At 64.4% G+C, this 23,421-nt stretch carries 21 protein-coding genes; 5 read left to right on the top strand and 16 right to left on the bottom strand.

From position 1 onward, the window contains the following. Positions 1 to 25 precede the first annotated feature (25 nt). The 14 genes from ETQ85_RS21135 to ETQ85_RS21200 form a co-directional block, all read right to left on the bottom strand. A complete protein-coding gene (locus ETQ85_RS21135; RefSeq protein WP_148581049.1) occupies positions 26 to 868 on the bottom strand; it encodes a cache domain-containing protein in 843 nt (280 codons plus the stop codon). A 32-nt stretch (positions 869 to 900) separates the two neighbouring features. Beyond that, entirely contained in the window at positions 901 to 1,950 is a 1,050-nt protein-coding gene (locus ETQ85_RS21140; protein ID WP_246128851.1) for an NAD(P)-dependent alcohol dehydrogenase, read from the bottom strand. A gap of 84 nt (positions 1,951 to 2,034) precedes the next feature. Continuing rightward, positions 2,035 to 2,478 carry an SRPBCC family protein gene (locus ETQ85_RS21145; protein WP_148581050.1) on the bottom strand — a complete coding sequence of 148 codons (444 nt, stop codon included), beginning with the start codon at positions 2,476 to 2,478 and terminating at the stop codon, positions 2,035 to 2,037. A 40-nt stretch (positions 2,479 to 2,518) separates the two neighbouring features. Then, entirely contained in the window at positions 2,519 to 3,139 is a 621-nt protein-coding gene (locus tag ETQ85_RS21150) for a glutathione S-transferase family protein (protein WP_148581051.1), read from the bottom strand. Positions 3,140 to 3,169: 30 nt separating this feature from the next. Continuing rightward, the gene (locus tag ETQ85_RS21155) at positions 3,170 to 3,928 is read right to left on the bottom strand and encodes an SDR family NAD(P)-dependent oxidoreductase (protein ID WP_148581052.1); all 759 of its coding nucleotides are present in this window, start codon (positions 3,926 to 3,928) and stop codon (positions 3,170 to 3,172) included. A gap of 119 nt (positions 3,929 to 4,047) precedes the next feature. Further along, entirely contained in the window at positions 4,048 to 4,815 is a 768-nt protein-coding gene (locus ETQ85_RS21160; RefSeq protein ID WP_148581053.1) for a ThuA domain-containing protein, read from the bottom strand. Positions 4,816 to 4,825: 10 nt separating this feature from the next. Then, positions 4,826 to 5,368 (bottom strand): VOC family protein, encoded by a 543-nt coding sequence (locus tag ETQ85_RS21165; protein WP_148581054.1) that lies wholly within the window; start codon positions 5,366 to 5,368, stop codon positions 4,826 to 4,828. Between the two features lie 13 nt (positions 5,369 to 5,381). Then, positions 5,382 to 6,182 (bottom strand): SDR family oxidoreductase, encoded by an 801-nt coding sequence (locus ETQ85_RS21170; protein ID WP_148581055.1) that lies wholly within the window; start codon positions 6,180 to 6,182, stop codon positions 5,382 to 5,384. A 2-nt stretch (positions 6,183 to 6,184) separates the two neighbouring features. Beyond that, a complete protein-coding gene (locus ETQ85_RS21175) occupies positions 6,185 to 6,913 on the bottom strand; it encodes an SDR family oxidoreductase (RefSeq protein ID WP_148581056.1) in 729 nt (242 codons plus the stop codon). 169 nt (positions 6,914 to 7,082) lie between these two features. Then, positions 7,083 to 9,542 (bottom strand): efflux RND transporter permease subunit, encoded by a 2,460-nt coding sequence (locus ETQ85_RS21180; protein WP_148581057.1) that lies wholly within the window; start codon positions 9,540 to 9,542, stop codon positions 7,083 to 7,085. Between the two features lie 43 nt (positions 9,543 to 9,585). Beyond that, positions 9,586 to 10,602, bottom strand: coding sequence for a WD40/YVTN/BNR-like repeat-containing protein (locus ETQ85_RS21185; protein WP_148581058.1), 1,017 nt, complete (start codon positions 10,600 to 10,602; stop codon positions 9,586 to 9,588). 140 nt (positions 10,603 to 10,742) lie between these two features. Continuing rightward, entirely contained in the window at positions 10,743 to 12,119 is a 1,377-nt protein-coding gene (locus tag ETQ85_RS21190) for a DUF1329 domain-containing protein (protein ID WP_148581059.1), read from the bottom strand. Positions 12,120 to 12,140: 21 nt separating this feature from the next. Next, entirely contained in the window at positions 12,141 to 13,766 is a 1,626-nt protein-coding gene (locus ETQ85_RS21195) for a DUF1302 domain-containing protein (RefSeq protein WP_246128852.1), read from the bottom strand. A gap of 298 nt (positions 13,767 to 14,064) precedes the next feature. Then, positions 14,065 to 14,670, bottom strand: coding sequence for a TetR family transcriptional regulator (locus tag ETQ85_RS21200; RefSeq protein ID WP_148581060.1), 606 nt, complete (start codon positions 14,668 to 14,670; stop codon positions 14,065 to 14,067). Positions 14,671 to 14,775: 105 nt separating this feature from the next. Here ETQ85_RS21200 and ETQ85_RS21205 point away from each other — a divergent pair, with 105 nt between their 5' ends. From ETQ85_RS21205 to ETQ85_RS21215, 3 genes are read left to right on the top strand one after another with little or no spacing between them, the layout of a single operon-like run. Further along, positions 14,776 to 15,990 (top strand): efflux RND transporter periplasmic adaptor subunit, encoded by a 1,215-nt coding sequence (locus ETQ85_RS21205; RefSeq protein ID WP_148581061.1) that lies wholly within the window; start codon positions 14,776 to 14,778, stop codon positions 15,988 to 15,990. Positions 15,991 to 16,003: 13 nt separating this feature from the next. Continuing rightward, on the top strand, positions 16,004 to 19,132 hold the full coding sequence (locus tag ETQ85_RS21210) for an efflux RND transporter permease subunit (RefSeq protein WP_148581062.1): 3,129 nt from the start codon (positions 16,004 to 16,006) through the stop codon (positions 19,130 to 19,132). Beyond that, positions 19,129 to 20,529: an efflux transporter outer membrane subunit gene (locus ETQ85_RS21215; RefSeq protein ID WP_148581063.1), complete on the top strand. Its 1,401-nt coding sequence runs from the start codon at positions 19,129 to 19,131 to the stop codon at positions 20,527 to 20,529. Before ETQ85_RS21210 ends, ETQ85_RS21215 begins: the two co-directional genes overlap by 4 nt. Before the next feature lie 241 nt (positions 20,530 to 20,770). Here ETQ85_RS21215 and ETQ85_RS21220 read toward each other — a convergent pair whose 3' ends face one another. Beyond that, positions 20,771 to 21,271: a GAF domain-containing protein gene (locus ETQ85_RS21220; RefSeq protein WP_148581064.1), complete on the bottom strand. Its 501-nt coding sequence runs from the start codon at positions 21,269 to 21,271 to the stop codon at positions 20,771 to 20,773. Between the two features lie 188 nt (positions 21,272 to 21,459). Here ETQ85_RS21220 and ETQ85_RS21225 point away from each other — a divergent pair, with 188 nt between their 5' ends. Further along, entirely contained in the window at positions 21,460 to 21,663 is a 204-nt protein-coding gene (locus ETQ85_RS21225; protein ID WP_148581065.1) for a hypothetical protein, read from the top strand. Positions 21,664 to 21,704: 41 nt separating this feature from the next. Beyond that, entirely contained in the window at positions 21,705 to 22,436 is a 732-nt protein-coding gene (locus tag ETQ85_RS21230) for a S1 family peptidase (RefSeq protein ID WP_148581066.1), read from the top strand. Positions 22,437 to 22,485: 49 nt separating this feature from the next. Here ETQ85_RS21230 and ETQ85_RS21235 read toward each other — a convergent pair whose 3' ends face one another. Beyond that, positions 22,486 to 23,412, bottom strand: a complete 927-nt coding sequence (locus ETQ85_RS21235; protein WP_148581067.1) for a transglutaminase family protein — start codon at positions 23,410 to 23,412, stop codon at positions 22,486 to 22,488. Positions 23,413 to 23,421 lie beyond the last annotated feature (9 nt).

Consider the following 23,421-nt stretch of genomic DNA (forward strand, 5'->3'; position numbering starts at 1 on the left):
TACGCCACCTCCAGGCCGGACACGCTCAGTTCGTGTAGTGGCCGACACCAATCAGGTTGTTGCCCACCTTGCGCAGGAAGGTGTGCTTGGTTTCGACCTGGTTGGTCACGGTGTTGCGCCAGGCGTAGTCGATCTCGGCCTGCTCCTTGTCCTTCACCCGGTTCAGCATGTCGCGGATGAATTCCTTGCCGTTGGCATCGCGCAGGGCCAGCGCATTGCTGCCGATCAGGCGCGGGAGGGCGCCGTGGGCACGGAAGCGGGCATCGTCGAGACCGATCACGAAGACGTAGAGGTCGTCCTCGATGAAGTTGCCGTTGAGGTCGTTGAAGGCGGCCAGGGCCCTGGACGAGTCCTCCTTCACCGCCGCAGCCGCCCGGTCGAGCAGCGACTTGGCCTGCTTGGCCGAACCGTGGGGCAGGTAATAGCCGACAGCAATGATACGGTCGTCCACCTGCTCGAAGTAGGCCACCTTGCGCTCGACCTTGTTGTCCCTGCGGTTGAGCCAGCGGTATTCCACCGAGCCGGCACCCTTGGTCTTGGCGGTGTCGAGCATTTCGCGGAAGAAGGGCTTGCCGGCGGCATCCTTCAGGTCGGCCACGTTGCGATCGATGTACACCGACGACGAACCGCCGCTGGCCAGCATGGTGCCCTTGGCGTCGAGCACATACACATAGAGGTTGCCGTTGATGAACTCACCCTGACGGCTGAAGGTGCCGAGGGCCACGTCCTTCTTGTCCTTGTAATAGGCGACGGCCTTGGTCAGCAGGGCCTGGGCACGCGGGGCGTCGTCCGGCGCACCGGCGGCAAAGACCGTAGGCGTCAGCAGGACCGACAGCAGGGCCCCGGTGGAGATGAGTTTGCGGAGCATGGGTGTTTTTCCTTTTCGGATTGCGGGTCAGCTCAGAGGAGTTCCGGAACCAGCACACCGCGCCCCATCACCTTGCCGTCACGCAGATCCTGCAACACTTGCGGCCCCTGTTCAAAACCGAAGTAATGGGTATCCACATGGATGCGGCCGCTCTCGGCCAGGGCGATGACTTCCATCAGCTCGGCACGCGAGCCCCACAGGGGCGTGCTCACGGAGCAGCCGAAGGGCAGGGTCCACTGGGTCAGCGGGATGGTGCCACCACCGACGCCAACCACGGTCAGCTGGCTGTTGCGACCAACCAGTTGCACGGCCAGATCGAGGGTCGGCTGAATGCCGACGAAATCCAGCACCATCGCGGCCTTGCGGCGGCCGGTGAAGGCGTTGATGGTCTCGGCGGCTTCGGCCGCGTTGCGGGAATTGACCACCAGGTCGGCACCCAGCTGCCTGGCGTGATCCAGCTTGCGATCGTCCAGATCCACCGCCACCACCCGTGCGCCGCACAACACGCGCAGCAGTTGCACGGCCATGTGGCCGAGGCCGCCGACACCGATCACCACCGCTGTGGCATCCGGCGTGAGCAGATGCAGGCCGCGCTTGATGGCGTGATAGGGCGTCAGCGCCGCATCGGTCAGCGGGGCGGCGTCGCGCGGGGCGAGGGAGCCCAGCGGCACCAGCAGACGCGGCGAGGGCACCAGCATGTATTCGGCCATGCCGCCGTCGGTGCCGATGCCGCCCCCGTTGTTGGAGAGGTGCTCGGCATTCTCGCAGTAGCTTTCCATCGACAACAGACAGGCGTGGCAGTGGCCACAGCCCCAGAAGCCATACACCGCGACCGGATCGCCAAGCTTCCAGCCCGTCACGCCGGCGCCGAGCGAAGCCACCCAGCCGGCGTTCTCATGGCCAAGGGTGAAGGGGCCATGAAAACCCGGCGCCCCATGATCCAGCACATGCAGATCGGAGTGACACACCCCGGCGCCACCGATCTTGACCACCACCTGGCCGGGGCCGGGCTGGGGAATCGGCACGTTTTCGACGATGGGCGGAGCGCCGGGAACGGTGAAGCGGACGGCTTTCATGGTCATGCTCTTGTCCTTGCGGTAAGGGGCGAAGTCATTCGCCCGCAGACGTTGATTACGCGCGGCGGGCGGAACGATCCACCCTGCCGCTCAGCGGGCCGTCGCGGCGGCAAGCCCGGTGAACATCAGTTCGTAGGCCATGCGCAGGAAGGCCTCGGCTTCCCCGGGCTGGCCGGACTCGGTACTGAACTCGCCCTTGTAATTGAGACGGCAGCGCCCGCCGGCAAGGGCTTCGATGTGGCCGGTGGCCTGATAGGCGGTAAGCCCGGCCGGACGCTGGCCGACGATCGACAGCTTGTAAGTGAGGGCTTCCGGATCCTGGAAATCCAGCCGCTCGCTGACCGGGGCGGCAAAGCCCTTGTTGTAGATGTGGCGGATCAGGCCGATGCCCTCCCCTTCCAGGTCGACCCGCTCGATCTGCACGGCGGGGATGTCCTTCGGCCACCAGCGCTCGATGTGGGCAAAGTCGGACAGCAAATCCCACAGCACGTCGGTGGAGGTGTCGAAATCGTGATGGACGGTAATCTGGTGCATATGCGGCCTTTTCTTTCGGCAAGGATCGTTGGACGAGGGTTCAGAGCCAGGGCAACGCAGCACTCGGCCGCGCGGCCATGCGCTCACGCCAGGCAGCGAGGCGGACATGGGCGGGATCGAGCCCCTGCCCCACCTTTTCGCCGAACTCCACGAAGCAGAACAGCAGGAGGTCGGCCACCGTGAGGGCGTCGCCGGCAATATACGGCTTGTCGCCGATTTGCGCTTCCAGCCAGGCCAGGCCCTGCTGCGCGGTGCGCTTCAGGTCATCGGCCGCCTGGGGCAGGCACACCACCCGGTCCTGGAACAGGGGCAGGCCTTCGGCACCCCGGAAGCCCGCAGTCATCGGCTGTACAACCAGCAGGTCCACCCGACGCCACCACATGCGCGCCTCGGCCCGGGCGGCCGGCGTGGCACCGATCAGCGGCGGCGAGGCCTGCAGCTCTTCCAGGTATTCGCAGATGGCGGTGGTTTCGGCGATCGGCCGGCCACCGTCGGGCGCCAGCACCGGCGTGGTGCCGGTCGGGTTGATCGCCAGATAGGCCGGCTGACGGCTTTCGCCACCGATGATGTCCACTTCGACGAGCTCAAGCTTCAAGCCCTTTTCGGCGGCGAACATCTTTACCAGGCGCGGATTGGGCCCGATCGAGTTGTACAGCTTCATGCGGATCTCCCGTGTGCCTTCAGCCGGCGCTCAGAACTGGACGCGCTTGGTGTAGCCGCCGTCGATGATCAGGTTGGTGCCGGTGATGTAGGACGCTGCCGGGCTGGACAGGAAGACCATCGAGCGGGCCACGTCGTCCGGCGCGCCAAAGCGGCCAAGGGGCATGTCGGCGAGGGTCTTGTCGTACAGCTCGGGCATGGCTTCCTTGATCATCGACCAGTTGCCGCCCGGGTAGGCAACGGGGCCCGGGCAGATCATGTTGACGCGGACCTGCTTGGCTGCCCACAGCTGGGAGAGCTGCTTGCCGTAGGTGATGATGGCCGCCTTGATGGCGTTGAAAGCCTGCGGGTAGATGAAGGTTTCGACCGCGGCGGTGCTGGACATCAGGATCACCGAGCCGGTGCCGGACTTTTCGAGGAAGGGTTCGAGGATCTGGCAGCCATTGACCGCGCCCATCATGTCGAGGCGGAAGGTCAGGTCCCAGTCCATCGTGCCCTGGGCGCCGGACGAGCTGGCGTTGTGGATGAAGATGTCGCAACCGCCCAGACGCTCGGCGGCGGACAGCAGCCAGGCCTGGTAGGCAGCCGAATCGTTCATGTCGAAGGCGTCGCCGAAAACCTTGACGCCGTGCTGCTTGAGCTCGGCGACGGTGGCGTCCACACGGGCCTGGTCGCGCGAGAAGAAGGCGATGTCACAACCTTCGGCCGCGTAGATTTCGAGGGCCGCCTTGCCGATGCCGCGGCTGCCGCCGTTGATGATGACTTTTTTACCGCGCAGTCCGAGTTCCATTTTGTCTCTTCCTTGTATGTGTGAGGATGATTCCGGCGGCATTCCCGTGGGTCGGACTTCCGTCCGGCACCAAGGGCTGACGCAGGGTTTGTCGGACTAAAGTCCGACCCACAGGTTTGTCATTGATCTTTTGCTGCCTTGCCCCAGCTGATGCCGCGTCGGAGCAGTTCGTAGAACACCGGCAGATCCCAGGCACAGGTCTGCTTCTCGGGCCAGTAGTCCATGAAGGGCTGCATGTCGTAATGGCCGCGGCAGTGGCCGAGGGTCAGGTAAAGCACGGAGCCCTGGCCAATGGGGCGCAGGTAGAGCACCGGGTGACGGGCACGCTGCCAGGTGCTGCGCGCAAAGCCGGTGCCCTCGCCTTCGAACTCGGTGTCGAGCAGCACTTCAAGCTGGGCGTGGATGTCCGACAGGTAAAGCTCGTCCACCACTTCGAAGGGCTCGATGCCGGCCACCAGTGGGTGCTGCGGCTTGGCCACCTCGACCCGGTAGGGGCCGATGGGCGGGTGGGCAATGAACTGGCTGCCGAGGGTTTCCATCAGGTGCGGCGCCAGGGCCGGCGAATCGACCAGCCCGTTGTCGAGGAAGCGCAGGATCGACGCGGTGCCGTGCAGCGCATACCAGCGCCCGCCGCCGGCCACCCAGGCGCGCAGGGCTTCCTGCTCGTCGAGGCTGGGGATCACGTCGCAGGTGTAGGTGACCAGGAAGGCCGCCTTGCGGATGGCTTCCAGGTTGGAATAGTCCTCGAAGACCCGCACGCGGATGCGCTCGTCCTCGCTCAGCAGCTTGAGCAGCTCGAGGCGGGCAAAATCGATGTCATGGAACTTGCCGGCGGCGACCAGCACGCAGTCGATGCGGCCGGGCCTGGCTTGGGAGTCGTCGCTCATGCCGGCCTCCTCAGCCCACCGCCCGGACGGGCTCGCTGCCGTCCCAGTCGCGGGCTGCATCGCGCATCAGGTCGAAAAAGGCGTAGCTCTCCTTCGGGAAGCAGATCATCTCGATCAGGCTGCCCGGGCCGCCGCCCGCATCGATGTAGATCGCCTCGCCGCCGCCGGGCAGCCAGATTTCCTGCATCACCCTGGCCCCGGCTTCGAGGCTGATGGCCCGCGCCTCGGCCATGTCTTCCACCACGATGCAGATGTGGTGCAGACCTTCACGGCCTTCACCACGCCAGCTCTTGTAGATGGAGGGCGCGTCGTTGTGCTGCTCGATGATCTCGACCTGCATGTCGCCCCAGTAGGCGATGTAAACCGAGAAGTCGATATGGGCCGGCTCGCCTTTGTACTTGGCGGCATCGACAACGATGTTGGAGAGCTTGAAGAACGGACCGACACCCATGGTTTCGGTCCAGTAACGCAGGGCGCCTTCCACGTCTTCCGGCACGAAAGCCAGTTGCATGACGGTGCCGAGGCGTGCAATGAGGGCTTGCGGATTGCTCATGGCGTGTCTCTCCTCAGGCCTGGCCGGTGGCCGAAACGACGGCCGCCTGGATTTCTTCGCGGGTCGGGTTGCGGCGCAGGGTCAGGCCACCATTCACCTGCAGGTTCTGGCCGGTCATGAAGCATTCGTCGCTGGCCAGCCACACGGCGGCGGCAGCGATGTCGTCTTTGGTGCCGATACGTCCCAGCGGGTAGCCCGACAGGAAGCTGTCGAAGAGCCCCGGCACGTCCTTGGCGCCGGCCGTCATCGGGGTTTCGGTGAGGCCCGGCGAGATCGAGTTGGCGCGGATGCCGCGCTCGCCAAACTCATGCGCCACACAGCGGATCACGTGGTCGGTGCCGGCCTTGGTGCCCATGTAGGCGGCGTGGTCGTTGAGCATGATGGTGGCCGTCGCCGAGCTGATCTGGATGATCGAGCCGCCCTTGCCGAGGGTGTCCACCGCCGCCTGGCAGAAGTAGAACGGTCCCTTGAACTGCAGATCGGTGATCTGGTCGATCTCTTCCACGGTGGTTTCGGTGAAGCCCTTGAGCAGGCCCCAGCCGGTGGCGTTGACCGCAATCTCGACATGGCCGCCCCAGTCCTTCGCAAAAGCGAACAAGGCTTCCACGTCTTCCTTTTTCGTGATGTCGCACTGGAAAGCGGCACCGCCGATGGTCTTGGCGAAGCGTTCCAGCTCGTTCAGCTTGCGACCTGCCACCACCACACGGGCACCTTCATCGGTGAAGCGGCGGGCAATGACCTGGCCCATGTTGTCCTGACCGGCCGCGCCGAGTACGACGGCGACCTTGCCTTCGAGTTTCTTGCCTGCGCTCATGCTCAAGCCCCCCCGCCGATGATTGAAGATGCGTTGTCGACAACGATGTGTGCGCCACTCACGTGACGGGATTCGTCGGAAGCCAGGAAGAGCACCGTGTTGGCAATGTCGTCCGGCTGGCCGAGACCGGGCAGCGTGTCGGCACCGACGGCGGCCAGCAGCGGCGTGTTGATCATGCCGGGGAGGATCGCGTTGCAGCGCATCGCGTAGCCCTTCTCGCGGAAGTGAGCGGCGATGGTGGTGGTCATCGCCAGGATCGCGCCCTTGGCGGCGGCGTAGGTGATGACGCCCGGAAAGCCGCGGATCGCCGACAGGGACGAAATGTTGATGATCGAGCCGGTGCTGCCGGGGTTGGCCTTCATCGCCTCGATGCCGTACTTGCAGCCGAGGAAACTGCCCTCGGCGTGGATGGCGTTGAGCAGGCGGTACTGTTCCAGCGTCGCCGTCTCGATGTCGCCGGGCACCACGATGCCGGCGTTGTTGACCAGAATGTCGAGCTTGCCGAAGCGCGCCAGCGTATGGGCGATGGCCTTGTGCCAGTCGTCCTCGCTGCGCACGTCATGACGGACAAACTCGCCGTCGATGTCCTTGGCGAGGGCCCGGCCGGCTTCTTCGCTCACATCGGTAATGACAACCCGCGCACCTTCGCGGGCCAGCGCCAGGGCATCGGCCCGGCCGAGCCCCGAGGCGCCGCCCGTAATAAGGGCAATCTTTCCGCTAACACGTCCCATGTTCTTGTCTCCTCCGATCACTGCCTGTCGGGAGCGCCGCCGTCTGCCGCCTTTTGACGACGATGCAGTACGGGGCGCTGCTTTTTAAAAAACAATCAAACTTCTTTTTATAAAAAATGGACACCGGGGTAAATCGGGGACCGCAGCGCCCCGGTGTCCTCTGCAACATTTAGTTCTGCAGCGCTTCCTCGGGCATCAGCGCCTTTTCTGCGGGGCTCATGTCGTGCTTCCTGGTGGTTTCACCTTGCAGCAGGAAGTGGGACAGGGCCGGGATCAGGATCAGCGCACCGAGCATGTTCCACAGGAACATGAAGGTCAGCAGGATGCCCATGTCGGCCTGGAACTTGATCGGCGACCAGGCCCAGGTGATCACACCTGCCGCCAGGGTCACGCCCACCAGGGCGACAACCTTGCCGGTGAAGGCCACCGAGCGCTTGTAAGCCTCGCCCAGGGAATACCCCATGCGCTGCTGGGCCAGCTGGACGCTGAGCAGGTAAAGGGCGTAATCCACACCGATACCGACCCCCAGGGCGACCACCGGCAGGGTTGCCACCTTCACGCCGATACCGAGCCAGACCATCAGGGCTTCGGCCAGCACCGAGGTGAGCACCAGCGGCAGCACCGCCACCACAACCGCCCGCCAGCTGCGGAAGGTGATGGCGCACAGCAGGATCACCGATGCATACACATAGAGCAGCATGGTCCGGTTGGCTTCGCGCACCACGATGTTGGTAGCCGCATCGACGCCGGAACTGCCGGCCGCGAGCAGGAACTTGCGGTCTGCGGTGTCGTGCTTGGCGGCAAACTGGCTGGCGGCTTCGACCACCCGGTCAAGGGTTTCAGCCTTGTGATCGGACAGGTAGGCGAGCACCGGAATCAGCGAACACTGGGTGTTCAGGAACTCCGAGTTCCAGCTCATCGCGTTGCCGATCTGGGCATCGATCAGGCTCTGGTTGTCGCTCACCGTGATCCATTTCGGGTTGCCCTCGAAGCCGCCGGCAGTGTAGTTGCGCACAGTGTCGGCCAGCGAGGTGGTGCGCTGCACACCGGGCACCTGGGCCAGCTCCCAGCTCAGGCGGTCGGCTTCGGTCAGCGTCTCGAAAGAGCGGCAACTGTCGGGCGGGGTCTTCACCATCACCGCGAACACGTCGCTGGAGATGCCGTAGTTGGCCGTAATGAAGGCGTTGTCCTGGTTGTAGCGGGAATCCGGCCGCAGTTCAGGCGCTCCGGCGTCCAGGTCACCGATCTTCAGGTCATGGGAGACCACGAAGCCGAACACCCCCAGCACCACGCTGACGGCAATGGCGATGGTGGCCCAGCGACGTTCGGTGAAGTGATCCAGCGCGCTCCACACCACGCCAAAGCCGCGGCCCTTGATCTCTTCGGTTTCTTCTTTAAGACTGCGTGAGGCCGCCTTCGGGCTGACACCGACATAGGACAGCAGCACCGGCAGCAGGATCAGGTTGGTAGTGATGAGCACCGCCACGCCGACGCTGGCGGTAAGGGCCAGTTCGCGAATCACCGGGATGTCGATGACGGTCAGCACCGCAAAACCCACCGCGTCGGCCAGCAGCGCCGTCAGGCCGGCCAGGAACAGGCGCCGGAAGGTGTAGCGGGCGGCCACCAGCTTGTGGGTGCCGCGACCAACGTCCTGCATGATGCCGTTCATCTTCTGGGCACCGTGGCTGATGCCGATGGCGAAGACGAGGAAAGGCACGAGAATCGAGAACGGATCGAGCCCGTAACCGAAACTCACCACCAGGCCGAGCTGCCACACTACGGCCACCAGCGAGCAGGCCAGCACCAGCGAGGTGCTGCGCACGCAGCGGGTGAAGAGGTAAATGATGAAGGTGGCGATGGCGGCGGCGATCAGGAAGAAGACCATCACCTTCTCGAGGCCGTCGATCAGGTCACCGGCCAGCTTGGCGAAGCCGATGACGTAGATCTTCACCGGAGCATCCGGGCCGCTAGCGTACTTGGCGCGGATCTGCTCCAGGGAAGCCGACAACTGATGGTAATCGACCGATTTTCCCTCGGCATCCTTGGCCAGCAGCGGGATCTGGATCATGCTCGACTGGTAGTTGTTGCCCACCAGGCTGCCCACCACGCCGGCGCGGCCGATGTTGATGCGCAGGTCCTCGATGGACTTGGCCGAGCCATCGTAGTCATTGGGCAGCACCGGACCACCGGTGAAACCCTCCTCGGTTACCTCGACCCAGCGCACCACCGGGGTAAAGATCGACTTCATCCACGCCCGGTCCACCCCCTTCAGGATGAAGATTTCGTCGTTGATCTTGGCGAGGGTGGCGAGGTAGTCGGCATTGAAAATGTCGCCCTTCGGGTTCTCGACAACGACCCGCACCGAATCGCCCAGGCCACGCAACTGCTCCCGGTTCTCCAGGTAGTTGGTGATGTAGGGATGCCCGTGGGGGAGCATCTTGTCGAAGCTCGCACTCACCGTCATGTCGCGCAACTGGAAGGCGAAGAAGGCGGTGAGGATCGCGCAGCACAGCACAAGCAGGCCGCGGTTGTTGAAGATGAGACGTTCAAGCAGGCTGCCGGAGCGATTATCGAAATCCTTCGGATCCGATATCACGGCCATCTGCGGCTGATTCTGGCTAAGGTCCATGGCACTCACACTCTGGTTGGCAGGGGCGGCAGCGGATGCGCGCTCACTGGATGGACTCGAGGCGCACGCCTTCGGCGCCTACCAGGACGATCTTCTTGTCGTCCATCGGGGCGAGGCCGAAATACGCCATCGGCCGGCTGGTCTTCACGGGCTGGAAGTGCTTGCCGCCGTCACGGCTGATATTCACGCCGCCAGCCTGGGTGGTCAGCAGGATGCCGCCGCCGGGCAGGACGGTGCCGCCGGTGATGCCCGCCGGGGTGCCCAGGGGCACCTTTTCCCAGTTGCGGCCCTGGTCGCTGCTGCGGTACAGGCTGCCGCGCATACCAAAGGCGAGCACGGCGTCGCTGTCGATGACGACCAGCCCGAAGAGGGTGCCCTTGTAGGGCGTCGGCGCAGCGATGAAGCGCTGGCTGGCCTTGTCGAAGCGCCATACGGCGCCCTGCTCACCGGTCAGGTAGAGCGCGCCGGCACGGCCGCGAATGCTGTAGAAGTGGAGTTCGCCCGGGTTGTCGGTGCGCTCCATCCACGGGGTCCAGGTCTTGCCGCCGTCTTCGGTACGGAAGATGCGGTTGAAGGTACCGACCACGAAGCCGGTGGTATCGCTTTCGAAATACACATCGAGCAGGGGCTGGGTGCCGCCGCCGGCCTGCAGGCTCTTCTCCCGCTCGACGAGGGCTGCCGCATCGGGCGCCGTCGAGGCCTGGTAGTAACGCACGGTCAGGTCTGCGGCCTGAATGCCGTCGAGCTGCTTGACCCAGGTGGAACCGCCATCGACCGAGTGCAGGACGACACCGCCATGCCCCACGGCCCAACCCTTCTTGGCCGACGGAAAGCTCACCGACACCAGGTCGGAGCCAGCCGGGACACTGGCCTGTTTCCAGGTGGCGCCGACATCGTCGGAATAAATGATGATGCCCCGCGAACCCACCGCCACGATGCGCGAACCGGCCATGGCCGAGGCCAGCAGCGCGCTGTTGGCACCGAGCTTGCTCGGCGAGGCAGCGATGTTGATCGGGTTATCAAATGCCAGCGCGGTCCCCGGCTGGATGCTACTTATCATGAGCAGGGCCGCAATGAGCCCTGCCTTTTTTGTTATAGGCAACACGCTGTTCTCCTTCGACCAGATAGGACTTGCCGGATCAAGCCGGCATCCGGCGGACAAGCGGCAGTCCAGCCCGCTTGTCCGCAGTCATTCCGCCCTTACCGGATACCGCCGCCGGCGAGTGCTTCGGAGCTGAAGAAGTTGTTCGGCTTCGCTTCGGTGATGACCCAGCCGCCGGAGTCGGTCACGTTCTGCTGACGGGCATAGTTGCCGGTGGCCAGGTCGGAGGTGACCCATTCATCGGTACTGTGGGCCTGGGTCTCGTAGAGGGAGATCGGCAGGGAATGGGTCACGCGATAGATCTGGCCGGCAGAGTCGTAGCCTTCGGCGATACCGATGCCGGGCATGTCTTCATCCCAGTAGATGGTGCGCTTGGGATAAACGTGGCGCTTGCCGTCCTTGAGGATCGCTTCCACCACCCAGACGCGGTGCAGTTCCCAGCGCACGCAGTCCGGATTCATGAAGTTCTTGGTCTTGAAAGCCACCGCATTGGCGCACTGCTTGGGGTCGCGGGCCTTGTAGGTGTTGTACGGGATGTACATCTCCTTCTTGCCGACCAGCTTGAAGTTGTAGCGGTCGAGGGCACCGTAGAAGACAGCCGCCTCATCCACCGTACCAGCGCCGCCGCCGGTGGGGCTGGGGGTGTCGTAGGCGATGTCCGGCGACAGCTTCACGCGGCGCTGGCCAGGCAGGTAGGACCAGGCACGGCGGCCCACGTTGACCATGTCCACCGAGTCATGCACCACCAGCTTCTCGCCGGCCTTGCGGGCCGGGTCGTGGTAGTCCACACGAATCTTCTCGTAGGGCTCGTCGGCGCTGATCGGGGTAGTCCGCTTCGGATCGAAGATCGGGTACTGGATGTACATCGTGGCGATGCCGGTGGTGGTGTTGTTACCCTGGGTATCCACCACGGTGCCGGTCATGCCTTCGGACATGAGGGCGTAACCGTCATACTTGAACAGACGGTTCCACATCACTTCGTTGCCGGTCTTGGGCACCGGGAAGGGAATGCCGGCGTAGCAGCCTTCCAGCTGCAGGCCATCATTGATGGTCTTGCAGGCGGTGGCGTTCTTGACCGAGTTGTCCAGGTAGAACTTCGGGTAGTTCACCGTACGATGGGTGGGGTACACATCGATGCGATAGCCCGGGTACTTCTTCATCATCGCCTTGGTGCCTTCGGCGAGCTTGCCCGCGTACTTGTCCATGTTCTTGGCGTCGATGGAGAACAGCACCTTCTCATCGGCGAAGGGATCGGGGCGAACCTTGGGGTTCTTCGGATCGAAGCTGACTGGCGGCTTGATCGGGCCGGTGTAGGCCGGAATGGTACCGTCCTTGTTACCGGCCTTTTCGGCGCCCCAGGGCAGCAGGGTGGTGCCGAGCAGCTTGGCTTCCTCGGCGGTCGCAGCAGCGAGCACGGGAAGGGAAATGGTCGACGCAACCGCCAATGCGACCAGGGAACGAATGTTGGATTTCATGCCTTGTCTCCTGCCTGATTTTTAGAATGTGGTCTTGAACGTGAAGGACAGCCAGTTACGGTCGTTGTTGTAGCCATTGCCGTTACCCGCCACGGCAGTGTTGGTGATCGGGTCACGCACGTAATTGCCGAAGTAGTTTGTGTAGGCCAGGTCAAACTTGTATCTGGCCTGGTAGTCGGCACCGACACCGATGCTCCACGAACCGCTGTTCTCGTTGCCGCCGAAGGGCACCGGCGAGTTGCCCTTGAGACCGATGTCGTAGTGGATCGGCATGGTGATGTCGACGCTGGGCAGGGCCTGGAACCAGGTCGGGGTCAGGGTGGCGGAGATGCCGTAGGCCGAGTCGGTGGCACAGCCGTCCATCTTGTTACCAAAACAGGCTGTATTGTATTTTTCGTGATTGAAGACGCTCTGGGTGCTGCGATCGGCATTGGCCAGGCGGCTGTAGCTGAATTCCGCCATCAGGGTGGCCGAGTCGAAGACCGGCGTCTTGCCAATGTAGGCCAGGGCATTCAGCAGGCCATGCCAGGTGGAACCACGGGCGATCTGGGTGGCACCGGACTGGGTGGCCAGGGCACCGTTGTCCCGGCGCACGGCTTCTACACCGAAGGCGATGCCGGCGATCTGCTTGGACACGCTCACGCCCCACAGGCGCACATCCTCGGCATAGGCGTTGTAGAGGCCACTCGGACTCGCAAGAATGGTCGGAACCTTGTCATCGAACTGGCGATAGTACAAACCGATGGTGGCTTGGGCCCATTCCGGCGTGATCTTGGTATTCACACCCCAGCTGCCGCGGCTGCCCGGCTTCTTGCCATGGCGGTCCCCCAGGTAGGGGAAGCCAACCGGCAGCACCGTTCCACCGGCAAAGGGGAAGTCGAAACCGGCCAGGTAGGTACCGCCTTCGGGCAGGCGGTAGGGCGCCCACTCGAGGAAGTACTGGGCGGCCACCGACACGGTATCACTGAGCTGGGCCTGGGCAGACAGCTGGTTCAGGGGCAGGAACAGCTCCTTCGCCTCGATACCCGGAGTCGCCAGGGCCTTGCGGAAGTCCACCGGCCCCTGGGAGTAGGACACGCCGTGGATCGGCGAGAACAGGGACTCGCCCCAGTAGTTGGTGTGGCGACCGAACTTGACGTTGACCGGGACGTCACCCAGGTCGATCCGGCCGAAGATGAAGGCATCGAGCAGTTCGCCGGACTTGGTGTAGTAACGCTTGACCGTATCGGAATAGCGGCCGCCCGGGTAGAAGTTGTGCCCGCCAACCACGTTGTTCGGGTTGGTCTCTTCCCGGTCGTTGTAGGCCGCGTCATACCAGGCCATGCCGGAGATGCGAGCGCCATAGCGCTGCTTGATCACCACGTCCAGCTCGGACAGCAAATCCACCCGGTTGGTGACGATGTCACCCTTGCCGAACTTGTTGTTGCCGCTGCTGAAGGTGGCGCTGTTGTGCAGGGCCGGATCGCGCTCCTGCATGCGCATGCCCAGGTTGTACTTGACCGTGTTATCCCAACGCACCTCTACGTCGGGATCCCCCGTCTCAATCTTGAAAGCCGCGGCATTGCCGGCCGCCATGGCTGTTACTGCAACTGCCACAGCCAGCGCCGAACGGCGAACCTGATACCCCTTAACGGATTGTTGTCTCACGTTTTAACTCCTCCGGTGTGAAGCGACTGCGGGGAACCAGAACACCACCAACTACTCGGGACCCCGCTTCATTGGCCTACGTAAAAAACCGTACAGCTCGTTTTTTTTAGAAGATTACTCCCAAACTTTTGAGCTGCCAAGCGCGAATTTCGAAAGACGTGACGATCCCTGTCGGGAGACAATGACGGCGGACTTGCCCCTGCAGCGGAAACCCTTTCAGAACAGGGGTTTTTTTATGGCAAGAGCCGGCGGAGAAGTACTCTGGAGGAAGAAGGGAAAGCGATGAAAAATGGGCGATTCAGGCACGCCGCAGTGCAACATGGGTACGAATCATGGCGTCGACTCCCCCCCGAAAATGCTCGTCCGGGGCACTGGACAGCCAGTGCTTGATGAGCCCGCCGGCGAACAGGAAGGTGTCGTAGGCCAGCGCTTCGGGCACCAGACCGGCACGCAATACGCCGCGTTGCCCAGCCCGCGCATACGCCTCGCCAAGCTGGCGCAAAAAATCCAGCTGACCCGCCGTGCATTGCATCATGGCGGCAAATTCATCCACGTATTCGCACTTGAAACTGATGATTTCAAAGGTCTCCCGGGTGGCCGGCTGGTCGACAAGAATCTGGATGATCTCGCGCAACGCCGCCTCGATGCCGGCAAGGGGGTCCTCGTCCTCCGCGTCAAACACCACCCGGTCCACAAAGGGCAGGATGGCCTGTTCGCGCATTGCAAAAAACAGCTCGGTCTTGTTCTTGAAATGCCAGTACACGGCACCACGGGTCACCCCCGCAACGCTGGCAACCTTCTCGAGCGTGGAGCGACTTACGCCGCACTCAAGAAACACCCGGCGCGCCGCGTCGATGAGGTGGCGGCGGGTGATCTCGGCATCTTCTTTGGTTTTGCGAACCATTCTTGTTTGAATCCATCAGAAATGTGTTGCGGACTATTTACATACATCCGCGTTTGTATAAACTTTGCACCAATAATTTCCAAAAATCCAGCCCCGGAGGTCAACATGACCGCTCGCCCCACTGTTCGTACATACCCGTTCGGCGTATCGCTGACCGCCATCGCTGCCTCTGTGCTGCTCCTCGCCGCCTGTACGGGCAAGGACCAGAATGCCGCTGGCGCACCACCGGGCGGCATGCCGGCCCTGCCCGTCAGCGTCCTTGAAATGCAGCCGACCAAGGTTGAAACCAGCGTCGAAGCCGTCGCCCAGACCGAAGGCGCCCGCGAGGTGGAGGTCCGCGCGCGGGTCGGGGGCATCCTGATGAAGCGCCTGTACGAAGAAGGCGCCGCCGTGAAAGCCGGCCAGCCGCTGTTCCAGATCGACCGCGAGCCCCTCGAAGTGGCCGTCGCCCAGGCGCGCGCCCAACTCGGCGAAACCAGGGCGAGGGTCGAGCAGACCCTGCGCGAAGCCGCCCGCCTGAAGGCACTGCTCGCCCAGCAGGCGATCAGCCAGCGCGAATACGACACCGCCAGCTCCGACAACGCCGTGGCCCAGGCCGCCGTCCAGGCCGCCCAGGCCACCCTGCGCCAGGCCGAACTGAACCTGTCGTGGTCCACCGTGACCGCGCCGGTAGCCGGCGTCACCGGCCGCGCCGTGGTGTCGGAAGGCACCCTGGTAGCCGCCGGCGGCACCACCTTGCTGACCACCGTCGTCCAGCTCAACCCCATGTGGGTGCGTTTCTCCATCGCCCAGAACGAACTCGCCACCGCCATGCCCGACGGCCGCTTCAAGCCCCAGGCGATTCGCGGTGTCGAGCTGATCCTGCCCGACGGCAGCACCTACCCCGTGCGCGGCAAGCTCAACTTTGCCGCCAGCCAGGTCAGCCCGACCCTTGGCACCATTCAGCTGCGTGGTGAATTCCCCAACCCCGACGGCGCCCTGTTGCCCGGCCAGTTCGTGCGCGCTCGCCTGCTCACCGGCGAACGCGACGGCGTCTTCAAGGTGCCTCAGCACGCCGTCATGCAAACGGACAAGGGCCCGGTGGTGATGCTCGCCGGCGCCGACAACAAGGTCGAGCCGCGGCCTGTGAAAACAGGCCAGTGGAGCGGCAAGGACTGGGTCATCCTGGGTGGCTTGAAGGCCGGCGACAAGGTCATCGTAGACAACCTGATCAAGGCCCGTCCGGGCGCCCCGATTGCACCGCATGCCGCAGGTGAAGGCCCCGGCGCACCGGCGGCCAAGCCGGCTGCAGCGGCCCCGGCTACGCCGGCCAAGGGTTAAGGGAGCACCACGCATGTCACGCTTCTTCATCAGCCGGCCGATCTTCGCATCGGTCATCTCGATCGTCATCATGATCGCCGGCCTCATGGCCTCGTTCACGCTGCCGGTCGCCCAATACCCGGAGATCACGCCGCCCACGGTGATCATCTCCGCCACCTTCCCCGGCGCCAACGCCGAGACGCTCTCCAAGACCGTCGCCGCCCCCATCGAGGAACAGCTCTCGGGCGTTGAAGGCCTGCTCTATTACAACTCCCAGAGCACCTCCAACGGCACGGTCACCATCACCGCCACCTTCGAGGTGGGCACCAACCCCGACACCGCCCTGATCGCCGTCAACAACCGGGTCAAGGTGGCCGAACCGCGCCTGCCCGACGACGTGCGACGCACCGGCGTGCTGGTGCAAAAGCGCTCCAACAACATCCTGATGCTGGCCGCGGTGCGTTCGCCCGACCAGACCCTCGATGCGCTGTACCTGTCCAACTACGTGGCGCTCAACGTCATCGAGGAAATCCGCCGGATTCCCGGTGTCGGCGACGCCCAGCAGTTCGACCCGATCTACGCCATGCGGGTATGGCTGAAGCCGGACGTGATGGCCAAGCTCGGCATCACCACCTCCGACGTCGCCGCGGCCATCAGGGTCCAGAACACCCAGAACGCCGCCGGCAAGATCGGCGCCGAACCGGTGACCAACGGTCAGCAGCTGACCTACACGGTCACCGCCCGAGGCCGCCTGCTGAGCACCGAGGACTTCGGCAACATCGTGCTGCGCGCCGACGGCGCCAACGGCGTGGTGCGCCTGAAGGACGTGGCACGCATCGAACTGGGGGCCGACAACTACGACCGCAGCGGCAAGGTCAACGGCGCGCCGGTGTCCGGCATGGGCATCTACCTGCAGTCGGGCGCCAATGCGCTGAACACCGCCAAGCTGGTACGGGCGCGCCTCGACGAAATGTCGAAGAACTTCCCGAAGGGCATGGAGTATTTCGTCCCCTACGACACCACCCGCTTCATCCAGGAATCCGCCAAGGAAGTGTTGTGGACCCTCGGCGAAGCAGCCCTGCTGGTGATCGCCGTGGTGTACGTCTTCCTGCAGAACTGGCGCGCCACGCTGATTCCCATCGTGGCCGTGCCGGTGTCGCTGGTCGGCACCTTTGCCGGCATGTGGCTGTTCGGCTTCTCGATCAACACCCTCACCCTGTTCGCCATGGTGCTGGCCATCGGTATCGTCGTCGATGACGCCATCGTCGTGCTCGAGAACGTCGAACGCCTGATGAACGAGCACAAGATGTCCCCCAGGGACGCCGCCATCGAAGCGATGCGCGAAGTCTCCGGGGCCGTCATCGCCATTGTGCTGGTGCTGTGCGCGGTGTTCATCCCGGTAGCCTTCCTCGGCGGCATCGCCGGCAAGCTCTACCAGCAGTTCGCCGTCACCGTGGCGGTGGCCGTGGTCATCTCGGGTATCGTCGCCCTGACCCTCACGCCGGCCCTGTGCGCCCTGCTGCTCAAGCCGACCCACGAAGAGAAGCCGATCTTCCGCCCCTTCAACCGGGCCTTCGAGCGCTTCACCCGCTTCTACACCGACACCGTCGGCCTGACCCTGCGCCACGGCATCATCGGCACGCTGGTCTTCCTGCTCACCGTCGGCGGCGCCTTCGGCCTGTTGCGCATCGTGCCGGGCAGCTTCGTGCCGTCCGAAGACCAGGGCTACCTGTTCGGCTTCGTCACCCTCACCGACGGCGCCTCGGCCCAGCGTACCGGCGTGGCCGCCGAGCAGATGCGCCAGCGCATCATGTCCGACGACATCGAGAACATCTTCTTCATCAACGGCGTCGACTTCATCACCGGCAACAACCGGCCCAGCGTGGCGACGACCTTCATCGTCTTCAAGCCGTGGGAAGAGCGCAGCGTGACCACCGGAGAAATGGCCGGCAAGTTCATGGGCATCGGCATGAGCCTCTCCGATGGCATGGGGCTGGTCTTCAACCCGCCGCCCATCCAGGGTCTCGGCACCGCCGGCGGCTTTGAGGTGTACGTGCAGAACCGGGCCGACGGCGACCCCAAGACCCTCGCCACGGTCAGCGCCCAGTTCGTCGAGGCCCTCAAGAAGCGTCCCGAACTGACCGGCCTGAACACCTTCTTCCGGGTCACCGCACCGCAGCTCTACGTCGAAGTGGACGAGCCCAAGGCCCTGTCGATGGGCATCGCACTCGACGCCATCTACGCCACCCTGCAAGCCAACACCGGCTCGCTGTACGTCAATGACTTCAACCGCAGCGGCAAGACCTACAAGGTGCTCGTCCAGGCTGACGCCGCCGCCCGCATGAAGCCCGAAGACCTGCTCAGGCCCTACGTGCGGGCTGCCAGCGGGGCCATGGTGCCGCTCTCGGCGGTCGCCACGGTGAAGACCGTGACCGGCGCCGAAATGGTCGAGCGCTTCAACGGCTTCGTGTCCGCCAAGGTGCTGGGCAGCGCCGCACCGGGCTACAGCTCGGGCGACGCCATCAAGGCGGTGGAAGAAGTCTCCAGGGAAATGCTGCCCGAGGGCTTCCGCACCGAATGGGTCGGCCAGTCCTTCCAGGAAAAGCGCACCGGCAGCGCCTCGGTCATTGCCTTCGTGTTCGGCATCATCATGGTCTTCCTGATCCTCGCCGCCCAATACGAAAAGTGGTCGCTGCCGCTGGCGGTGATCATGGCGGTGCCCTTCGCCATGCTCGGCGCCCTGGTCGCGGTACTGATCCGCGGCATGCCCAACGACATCTACTTCCAGATCGGCTTGCTGGTGCTGGTCGGGCTGGCGGCCAAGAACGCCATCCTGATCGTCGAGTTTGCGGCGCAGAAGCAGGCCGAAGGCATGGGCGTCGTCGAAGCGGCACTCGAAGCGGCCCGCCTGCGCTTCCGCCCCATCGTGATGACGTCCCTGGCCTTCGTGCTCGGCGTGCTGCCGCTGGCCATCTCGTCCGGCGCCGGCTCGGCCGCCCGCCGCTCGATGGGCACCGGCGTGGTCGGCGGGATGCTCGCCGCCACCTTCATCGCCACCATCTTCGTGCCCCTGTTCTTCAAGTGGCTGAGCCGCGGCAAGCTGCGCCACCCGGCCGGCGACCTGCCCAAGAGCCACTCCGCCCACCAGGAGGTGAAGCCATGATCCGCCCCCGCCGCACCCTGCTGGCCCTGTCCCTGGCCGCCGCCCTCACGGGCTGCGCCCTCGGCCCCGACTACGCCCGCCCCGACGCCCAGGTGAGCCTGCCCGAAACCTACGCTGCGGCCACGCCGGTGGCGCAGAGCCCGGGCGTCGCCAGCAACTGGTGGACCCTGTTCGGCGACAGCCAGCTCGACGCGCTGGTCAGCCAGGCCCTGGCCAGCAGCCCCGACGCCCTCATCGCCGCCGCCCGCATCGAAGAAGCCGACGCGCTGCTGCGCCAGGTGGATGCGGCCCTGCTGCCGCAGATCGACGCCAACGCATCGAGCGCCCGCAGCCGCAGCATCCTGCCCAACACCACCCCGGCCAAAGGCATGGTGCGCACGGTCAACAAGCTGGGCCTGTCCACCTCCTTCGAACTGGACGTGTGGGGCAAGCTGCGCCGCGCCTCCGAAGCCGCCCGCGCCCAGGCGCTGGGCACCCGCTACGCCAGCGACACGGTGTCGCTCGGCCTGGCTGCCGCCGTCACCCAGGCCTACCTCAACCTGCGCGCCATCGACGCCCAGCTGCTGGTCAACACCGACTCGGTGAGCAGCCAGAGCCGCAGCACCCAGCTGACCCGCACGCGCTTCGAAGGCGGCATCGTCTCCCAGCTCGACGTGCAGCAGGCCGAAGGCGCCCTGGCGGCCTACACCGCCGGGCAGGTTCAGCTGGAAAAGAACCGCGCCCTCGCCGAAAACCTCCTCGGCCTGCTGGTCGGCCAGCCCGGCCTCAAGGTCGCCGCGGGCGATGTGCGCAGCCTGCCGGTACCGCCGGTACCGCCGGCCGGCCTGCCCTCCAGTCTGCTCGAGGCCCGCCCCGACGTGCGCCAGGCCGAAACCGCGCTGATCGCCGCCAATGCCAGGATCGGCGTCGCCAAGGCCGCCCTCTACCCGAGCATCACCCTCACCGGCACTTTCGGGCACGAGAGCAAGGATCTGTCGCAGCTGTTCAGCGCCCCCTCGACCATCTGGTCGCTGGGCGCCGGCATCACCCAGCCGATCTTCGAAGGCGGCCGCCTGCGCGCCCAGGTCGAGCAGGTCACCGCCCAGCAAAAGCAGAGCCTCGAGAGCTACCGCAAGTCGGTGCAAAGCGCCTTCCGCGAAGTGAACGACGCCCTCGTCTCGATGCGCCAGAACACCGAAGCCGAAGACGCCTACACCCGCGCCATGAACGCCGCCAAACGCGCCCTGCAACTCGCCCAGGCCCGCTACGACGCCGGCTACTCGCCCTACCTCGAAGTGCTTACCGCCCAGCGTACCGCCAACGATGCCACCGTCGCCTGGGTGCAAAACCGCCAGGCCCGCCTGACATCATCGGTGGATCTGTTCAAGGCACTCGGCGGCGGCTGGAAAGGCAGCTGAAGCCGCCCCCAGCGAACATTTTTTCATCTGAAAAAACCTTTTTGCCATATAACAAAACCGTCGGGAGGAATGTCGCAGCAATTGCGACACACCACTCGACGGTTTTGTGACGTGCCGCAAGGCTCAGGCGGTGTGACACGGCCCTGCGGTGGCGTGACGGAAGTGCTGCGACATGCCACGCAATGATTCGGTGGCATGTCGCAGCACTTTTTTCATGTGAGAAAAAGCTTTTTTGGCGTGCTCAGTTGTTGGGGCACCGATGATCTTCGAGCTCCAGGGAGACCAGGCGCGCCAGGACTTCAAGATGGGCGACCTCCTCCTCCGCAAGCCGTTTGGGCTTGGGGTCGATGATGCACAGGGTGCCGACGTTGTGGCCGGATGAGAGGGTCAGCGGCGCGCCCGCATAGAAGCGGATGAAGGGCGCCCCAAGGACCAGGGGATTGTCGGCAAAGCGCGGATCCTGCAAGGTGTCATTGATCACCATGACCTCATCCTGAAGGATGACGTGCCCGCAAAAGCTGATGTCGCGCGGGGTTTCACGGACGTTGAGCCCGCAGGCCGACTTGAACCATTGCCTGTCGCTGTCCACCAGCGTCACGAGGGCGATTGCGCAGTCAAACCGGGACTGGCAATACACCGTAATCACATCGAACCGCTCCTCGGGATCGGTATCCAGGATGAGCAATTCACGTAAGACCTGAATGCGTTCTGCTTCGTTGCGGGGGATGCCGGGAACTTGCATGGGGCCTATTTCATTTTTTCCGTTTCAGCCCACAGTATATGGCCTCATGGCCCGTTCATAACCGGGAAACCGCGGCCCCCAATGTGCGCCTTCAGACAGACCGCACGGCAGGGCGTGCCTATCCTTGGCAGGTATCCGACCTGGTTCGGTCACTCGTCGCCGCTCTGCGCGGCAGGAGGAAATCCCGCATGTCCAATCCCTGGCTAAAGAAGAACCCGTTCATGAGCATGTGGCTCAGTGCCGCCAACCGGATGGCCGCTTCCGTGCGCGGTCAGGCCAGCGCGCAGGCCACGCGCCAGATCAAGGCCGCGCTGGCCAAGGCGGAGAAGGACACGTCGAAGAGCCTGACTGCAACAGCACAACCGGCATCGCCCAAGGCCAAACGCCGTTAGGGCATTGTGATCAATCCTGATCCACAGTCCGATGGCTGCCGATGATCGAATCCCTTCTCCTGACCGCTGCGCGCATCATCACTTTTGGTCAGCGACAGCGACAAACCAACGCCAGCGGCTTTTTCTTTACACGCGACGAACGCCTCTATCTGGTGACGAGCAGGCATGTGATTTTTGACGAGCCGAGCCGGCACTTTCCGGACCGCATCGAAATAGAACTGCACACCAACGCGGGCAATATGGCGGAATCCACCGGCTTTTCGATTCCCCTTTATCGCGAGGGCCGCAGCGTCTGGCACCAGGGACGCGACAGGGCGGGGAAGATCGATGTGGCGGCAATCGAAATAAATCGGACGGCGCTGCCTGCCAGCACGGTCTACCGGGCGTTCACCCCGCAACACCTGCTGCAGCGCTTCGACCAGGTGGAAGTGGGCAGTTCATTGCTGGTGCTGGGATTTCCATTGGGCTTCCACGACACCCTGCACCACGTTCCAGTGGTGCGCCACGGGATTGTCGCCTCATCCTTTGGACTGCGCTTTCAAGGGGAGGGCTATTTCCTGACCGATGCGCGCACCCATCGGGGCAGTAGCGGCGCGCCCGTGGTCATGCGCATTTCGGAACCTGCGGCGGATTTCGGCGATCTGCCGTGGCGCCTGCTCGGTATTCATTCGGCTCGCCTCGATGTGGGAACACGCGACATGCACCTGGATGAAGTTCTGGGGCTGAACTGCGCGTGGTACGCCGATATTTTGCTGACCCTGACGCAGCGCTGACTGCGCACGTCGATCTATCCCCGCCAAGAAAGGCCTGCGCGAACAAGGTTCAGCGGACTGGCTTGGCCGGGATTTTCTCGGAATCCGGCATCACGGTGACCCGCACTTCCGGGGTTTGGGCGAGGCCACCGAGAATGACGCCGCGTAGCGGCGACACGTCCTGGAAGTCGCGGCCCCAGCCGAGGGTGACATGGCGCAGATCGGGCTGGATGCCGTTGGTGGGATCGTATTCGACCCAGCCGTTCTTCGGGCACCACACGCCCACCCAGGCGTGGGAGGCGTCGGCGCCGATCATGCGCGGCTTGCCGGGCGGCGGGTTGGTGAGCAGGTAGCCGGACATGTAGCGGGCCGGCAGGCCGACCGAACGTACGGCGGCGATCATCAGGTGGGCGAAGTCCTGGCACACGCCGCGTTTGCGTTTGAGCACTTCATGGACCGAGGTGCCCACTTCGGTCGCTTTGGCGTCGAAGGTGAAGGTCTTGAAGATCAGGTCCATCAGGGCCTTGGCGCCCACCAGCAGCGGTACGCCGGGCTTGAAGGCGGCGGCGGCAAACTCGGCCAGCACGGCGTCCCGCGGTACCCGCGGCGAGGCGTAGAGGTAGCGCAGCGCATCGAGGGAATCGGCGTCGCGCGGCTTCGGGTGGTAGCGCAGGCTGTCGCGCACGCTCTCCCAGGGGGGTGAGTCCTCGGCCTTGGGCAGCTCGCGGGCGATCACCGTCACGTGGCTTTCGGCGCGCACCAGCAGGCCGTCATGGGGCGTATCCAGCGACAGCCAGGCCACCGGGTTGCCGAAGGCGTCCTCGCCCTCCTCCAGCCTGGCCAGGTCCGGTTCGATGCTGATCGCGCCGGACTCGCGGGTCTGCCAGGGCAGCTTGCGGGGGATCAGGTGCAGCAGGTGCTGGGCCAGGGATACCGGCACGCCACAGGGCGTGTACTCGGTTTCGTGGATGATGGTGTAGGCAACGCTGCGGGTCATGGAGGGGGT

It is taken from the genome of Zoogloea oleivorans (genome assembly GCF_008107625.1).
GTDB lineage: Bacteria > Pseudomonadota > Gammaproteobacteria > Burkholderiales > Rhodocyclaceae > Zoogloea > Zoogloea oleivorans.